The organism is uncultured Rummeliibacillus sp. (assembly GCF_934216135.1).
In the GTDB taxonomy this organism is placed as follows: domain Bacteria; phylum Bacillota; class Bacilli; order Bacillales_A; family Planococcaceae; genus Rummeliibacillus.
In genome coordinates, this window is record NZ_CAKQBI010000062.1 from 1 (window position 1) to 6,104 (window position 6,104).

The 6,104-nt window shown below is 34.9% G+C and carries 7 protein-coding genes; 1 reads left to right on the top strand and 6 read right to left on the bottom strand.

What is annotated here, in order from left to right:
- Nucleotides 1–232 precede the first annotated feature (232 nt).
- The 5 genes from Q0977_RS17650 to Q0977_RS17670 are packed head-to-tail and all read right to left on the bottom strand — an operon-like array spanning nt 233 to nt 4,577.
- Complete coding sequence (locus Q0977_RS17650) at nt 233–1,678, bottom strand: PTS mannitol transporter subunit IICB (RefSeq protein WP_002330244.1); 1,446 nt, start codon at nt 1,676–1,678, stop codon at nt 233–235.
- A 13-nt stretch (nt 1,679–1,691) separates the two neighbouring features.
- On the bottom strand, nt 1,692–2,123 hold the full coding sequence (locus Q0977_RS17655; protein ID WP_002307011.1) for a PTS sugar transporter subunit IIA: 432 nt from the start codon (nt 2,121–2,123) through the stop codon (nt 1,692–1,694).
- An 11-nt stretch (nt 2,124–2,134) separates the two neighbouring features.
- Complete coding sequence (locus Q0977_RS17660) at nt 2,135–3,274, bottom strand: mannitol-1-phosphate 5-dehydrogenase (protein WP_002330245.1); 1,140 nt, start codon at nt 3,272–3,274, stop codon at nt 2,135–2,137.
- A gap of 7 nt (nt 3,275–3,281) precedes the next feature.
- Entirely contained in the window at nt 3,282–3,839 is a 558-nt protein-coding gene (gene hxlB, locus Q0977_RS17665; RefSeq protein ID WP_002307014.1) for a 6-phospho-3-hexuloisomerase, read from the bottom strand.
- A 39-nt stretch (nt 3,840–3,878) separates the two neighbouring features.
- Entirely contained in the window at nt 3,879–4,577 is a 699-nt protein-coding gene (locus Q0977_RS17670) for a ribulose-phosphate 3-epimerase (protein ID WP_002330246.1), read from the bottom strand.
- A gap of 184 nt (nt 4,578–4,761) precedes the next feature.
- Here Q0977_RS17670 and Q0977_RS17675 point away from each other — a divergent pair, with 184 nt between their 5' ends.
- On the top strand, nt 4,762–5,511 hold the full coding sequence (locus Q0977_RS17675; RefSeq protein ID WP_002307017.1) for a DeoR/GlpR family DNA-binding transcription regulator: 750 nt from the start codon (nt 4,762–4,764) through the stop codon (nt 5,509–5,511).
- Between the two features lie 183 nt (nt 5,512–5,694).
- Here the strand turns inward: Q0977_RS17675 and Q0977_RS17680 are convergent, their stop codons facing one another.
- Nucleotides 5,695–5,940, bottom strand: coding sequence for a hypothetical protein (locus Q0977_RS17680; protein ID WP_002307018.1), 246 nt, complete (start codon nt 5,938–5,940; stop codon nt 5,695–5,697).
- Between the last annotated feature and the right edge of the window lie 164 nt (nt 5,941–6,104).

Sequence of the window (6,104 nt, forward strand, 5' to 3'; positions counted from 1 at the left end):
TATCGATTTTTTCATTTTTCTATTCGTTTCACCTTGTTTTGTAAATTAACAGTTAAAAGTATCTAAAATGTATCTTTGCCCCATCAGTTCTCGTTGATCACAAAAAATATGAACATAAAATATCCGATTAATTATTTGTGCGACAAAAAAAGGTTGCGACACAAGCCATGTCACAACCTTTTTATATTAGGCAAAATAATTTTAATAAAGGTTAATCAAAAATTCCCATAAATTAGTCTTCTGTTTTTAATCCAATGATTTCTTCTGCTAATCCATTGATTACTGGATCTTGCAAATAATTCTTTAATGTCACAATTTTCATGTTAGGATGTGCTTTTCTAGTCCGTTCCTCCAAATCTTGATGTACGATCACCAAATCACTATCTTCTGGTACCTCTTCAATTCGATAATTTTTTATCTCAACATCAGTAATACCTGCTTTTTGCAATTTTTTCTTGAATATTGTTGCGCCCATTGCGCTGCTTCCCATTCCTGCATCACAAGCAAAGGAAATTTTATTCATCTCTTTTTTCTCGGTACATATTTCTCTAGCATTTTCTTCTTTTAATAATTTTCTTCCTTCTGATTTCATCGTTTTCGATTTTTGAACTGATAGTTCAAAATTTCTGTCTTCATCTGTTGATTTATCTGCTTTTAAAATTACTGATGTTACAAAAAAGGAAACCAGTGTTGCTGTGACCACTCCCGCCATGACACCCAAAAAATTTCCTCGAGGCGTTAGAGCTAAATAAGAAAAAATAGAACCTGGACTTGGGCCTGCTACCAGGCCCGCATCAAATAATTCAAAAGTGATGATTCCTGTCATTCCACCAGCAATCATAGATAATATAGTGAGTGGTTTCATTAATACATATGGAAAATAAATCTCATGTATTCCGCCGAAAAAATGGATGATGATTGCACCTGGTGCTGTCTGTTTTGCTGCCTTTTTACCAAATAAAGAATAAGCTAACAATAGTCCTAAGCCAGGGCCAGGATTTGATGCTACCATGAAATAAATTGATCTGCCTGCCTCTAATGTTTGTTGCATACCTAATGGATAATAAACACCTTGGTCAATAACATTATTTAAAAATAAGACTTTTGCCGGTTCGTTGATTAAGGACAGTATCGGTAAAAAACCAGTTGAAACTAATGCTTCAATTGCACTCGTTACAAATTGATTAGCTGATTGGATTATTGGTCCAACTACCAGATAAGAAAGGCACATCAGTATGAAACCAATAATTCCTATAGAAAAATTATTGACGACCATTTCAAAACCAGCAGGAACTTTCCCATCTAAAAAATTATCTGTTTTTTTCATCATCCACCCACCAAGTGGCCCCATAATCATTGCTCCCATGAACATTGGTATGTCAGCACCAATAATCAAACCTATTGTTCCGATTGTACCTAAAACAGCTCCACGTGTACCACCAACCATCCGACCACCAGTATAGGCAAGTAGTAAGGGCAATAGATAGCTGACTGTCGGACTTACGAGTTCATTCAGAGATTCATTTGGGAACCACCCGGTTGGAATGAATAATGCAGTAACAATTCCCCATGCAATAAATGCGCCTATATTTGGCAATACCATATTTGTTAAGAAACCGCCAATCGCTTGAACTTTAGCTCGTATGGAGACTCGTTTTTTTTTGTTTGCTACCTCCATTTTCTTCTCTCCTTTACTTCTTTATCAAATCTAACAATGCTTTTTCTGTCTTCACATCGAATAATTTTTGATACATTTTTTCATCACTCAGCAATTCTCCAAGATTGGCCATTAAGTCTAAATGTCCCTTTGGCGAATCAGAAGAAAAGGTAAAGAAGAATTTTACTGGTTCTTCACTTGGGAACATGACTGGCTTATCTAAACATAAAAAGCTCATCCCGACCCCTTTGCTCCCAAATTCTGGACGCGCATGAGGCATTGCTACTAGTGGCAGTAATATAATATAATTTCCGTTATCCAACACATTTTGTATCATCGCTTGTACATAGCTTTCCTCTATTATTCCCTTTCCTATCAAAGGACGCGCACTTACTCGGATTGCCTCTTGCCATGAATCGATCGCATCCATAAACATTGTATTTCCTGACAATTGTTCTTTTAGCATATTCTCCTCCTCTAAATCTGGGACTCATAAGCAGCGACAACTTCATTCAGCAGCTTACCTTCCAAACGAGAAATTTTTTTAATCGTTGCTTTCAACCCATCATTTACAATCATTCGACGTAGTTGTTCAGCTTCTGGATCAGCAAGATTCCGATAATGATATCCCGCAGCAATTACTTTTATTCCTGCATCGTAAGGTAAATGATATGAATCTAGTTTTACTATGGGAGCAATTAAACGATCATTAGGGCCTAATTTTCGAATAGGGGAACTTCCTACACGAGTAATTTCATCGGAGAGTTTCTGATTCCCATGACGGTTTAATGTTTTTTCCACAAAAGATGTTAATTCTTCTCTAGAAAAATGATATTTTTGTACAAAGTACTCTATATTCTCCATTAAAAATTGCTTGACTAGATTGAAAATCTCCATATTTTGGATTGCTTCTTGAATCGTCTTATATCCTTTCAGTGCGCCTAAATAAGCTACTGCCGCATGAGCAGCATTAACGATATAAAGCTTTCGCTCAATGTAAGGCTCCATATCATCAACCAAATTTACATTTTTCATATCAAAAGATGTAGTTGGATCTAACTGCTGTCGATCCATTATCCATTCATAATAAGGTTCGACAACAGAGATCATTTTTCCTCCAAGAACTTTTCCTAAAGATTGTCGATCGATTGCCGTATTCACAAAATATGCATATTCATCAAAATTCTCTTGTTCTTTTTCTGACAGCAAAGAATAAATTTCTTTTTTCAACACATCACTTGCATTTATCACATTTTCATTAGCTACGATATTGATGCTATGCTTTTGTTCAAATCGCTTACTTAAGGCTTGCGCAATGATCGGTGCAATTTTTACTAAATTTATTGCGCCAACAGATGTTGTTAAGATATCTGCATTTTTTGTTGCTGTAATCACCTCTTCTAGCTCGGATAAACTATTCAGTGCCACAACATGATCAATGAAATCACTCCTGTTCATTTCATCAATAATTTCGATAGTATAACCCTTATCTTGATTTAATTGATGGATCAGTTCAGGATTCGTATCAATAAAACATAGATCGAATCCATTCTGATGTAGAATTTGTCCAATAAGCCCTCTGCCGATGTTCCCTGCTCCGAAATGTACCGCTTTCATTTTTCACCTACTCTAAGTTAGCATGGTATTGCCACAACTTTGACATATCAATTGCTTTTTCTTCTATCATCACTAAAGCAATACTATCTCCTAACAAAAGAACACTTTGTTCAAACAGGCTAGTCATTGGCTGTATAGAAGAAATTTCCTCTGGTAACGCTAATTTTGTTTGTACGGGTATACGAATAAAAAGATCTGAATATTCTTTCATTGTGCTGTCTGGGTTTGATCCTATATGGGCAACTTGGGACCCAAATTCCTTTGCTTTTTTTGCAATAGTTAGTGGGAAAGCACTTTCCCCACTACCAGAACCAACAATCAATAAATCTTTATCTGTAATTGCCGGTTCAGTGATTTGTCCTACGACTACTGTCTGAATTCCTAGATGCCCTAAGCGTTTTGCCATTCCTTCTAGCGCTAACAGTACTCTGCCAACCCCCACGAAAAAAACTCGTTCCGCTTTTTCAATTTTCTTTATCAATTGTTCCACATCTTTTGAAGAAATACGGTCTAATGTTTCAGTAATTTCTCTTACAATATTTTGTTTCGCCGCCTTATAACTCAACTATTTCCCCTCCATTTCTATTATTCAGGACCACTACATCTATTGATTTTTCCTAACTGATTGCTTCATCGCTTGATAAAGTAGTTTTTGATTTTCTGCTAATGTATTTCCTTTAAGAAACAAACTTGTACTTCCTAATACCAGATTTGTTGCGCCTGCATCTAATAATCCCGGGATCGTTTCTAACGATACCCGTCCATCCACTTGGATATCTACTGCTAACTCTTTCTCATTTACTAACTGGCAAAGATCTGTAATTTTTTTTAGCGCGTAAGAAATTTGTTTTTCTGACTTGTTTGTTGCAAAACCTGGATTAATCAGCATCAAACAAATCCTATCAATCTCGGGTAAAATATATTGTAATACATTTAACGGAGTTGCTGGATTCAAAGCTATCCCTACTTTTGTTCCAGAATTCTTGATGAGCTGGATATATCGATCAATATGGAGGCTTGTTTCATAATGAAAAGTAATGCTCTCTACGCCAATTTTCAACATTTCTCCAATAAAAAATTCGTTATCCTTAGCCATGATGTGTACATCAAAATTCATTGAAGTGATTTCTCTAATTCTTTTGATTGTTTCGATCCCTAAAGGCATACTGGGACTAAAAGAACCGTCAATCACGTCAATATGCAAGGAATCCATCCCAATACTTTCTAGTTCTTGGATGCTTCCTTCCAAATTTGCTAGATCCCCACACATAAGTGAAGGCGACAAAATAATTTTTTTCTCCATACATTCCCTCCTTTAACTACCCCCTCATTGTAACCGCTTAACAAATACTAGTCAACATAAAACTGCATAAAAATATTTTGTTTTTGCTTGTTTATGCCGTTTTAGTGTATTAAAACGGAAATTATTGACATAAAAACGCATAAATGACATGATAAACAAGAATAAATAAGAAGGAGCACGCAACATGTTGAAATTAGAACGTCATCAAAAAATTCTAGATTTATTAAACGCAGAACAAAAAGTTATCGCTAGTGATTTAAGTCAACGTTTCAATGTATCCGAAGACACGATTCGACGAGATTTGAAAGATTTGGATAGCCAAGGTCTCTTAAAAAGAGTACACAGCGGCGCTTTACGTGTTGGTCCGCCAATTACCAATTTTAACTACCGAGAAACTGTAGCTAGCGAACAAAAAACTGCATTAGCTCATAAAGCCCTCCCTTTTTTAAAAGAAGAATCTGTCATCATCATTGATGGAAGTACAACTAACTTGGCTTTAGCAAAAGAAATCCCACAAGATTTTCGTGCAACAATCATTACCAATAGCCCGCCGATTGCCATAGCATTAGCACAGCATCCTAATTTGGAAATTATCAATATTGGCGGTACTTTTTATAAACAATCTATGATCAATATTGGGGTACAAGCTTATAAGCAACTACAAAACATTCGAGCCGACCTTTATATTATGGGTATTTATAACATAGATCTAGATGTTGGAACGAGCGTGCCAACTATGCAAGAATCCGACATTAAACGTGAGATGATACGTATTTCTACTGAAGTACTTGGGATGATAACTAATGATAAATTCGGCACCATCAGTAATCATATCGTCGGTCCAATTGAAGACCTTACCTATCTTATTTCAGAAGAAATTCCTGAAAAGGTTCGTAAAGAATACAATAAACAAAAAATCGTTTTGATTGATTAAGCGAAAACTATTGGTAACTACTAAAGCAACAGATATAAAAAATCTAAAAAAGAAACACGCAATAAAGTTTTGAAATAAACTTTATTGCGTGTTTCCTTTTTTGTTTATTCTCACTTACCTAGCACCACGTATAACATACTATAGCAATCATCATCCCACTTCTTTGTCTTTTGAAATACTACGTTATTTCTTTTTATTAACAAAAAACAATAGCACTAAACAGACCAAAATAGTTATGACTCTCAACGCGGGAGTAAACAGCAATGCTATCATTAAATTAGCAAGTTCACTGACGATTGAGGAATTTGATTCGTATAATACAAATAAAGGTTCTGCAAATAAATTCACATGTCTATAAACAAATTCTGTAAATAAATATACGGTTAAGCCTAAACCAATTATGGTGATATTTTTTTTAGATTTTGACATTTTTTCTCTCCTATAATAATTTTTTCAGTTATTCATTTCCTTTTTTATAAAAAATGTAGATTGTTTTGAAGTAATAATATGCTGTAGTTTCAAGAAAATTTACAGGAAATTTGATAACTGATATTATTTACTTTTTGACCACCATATACATGACTTTTATTTTT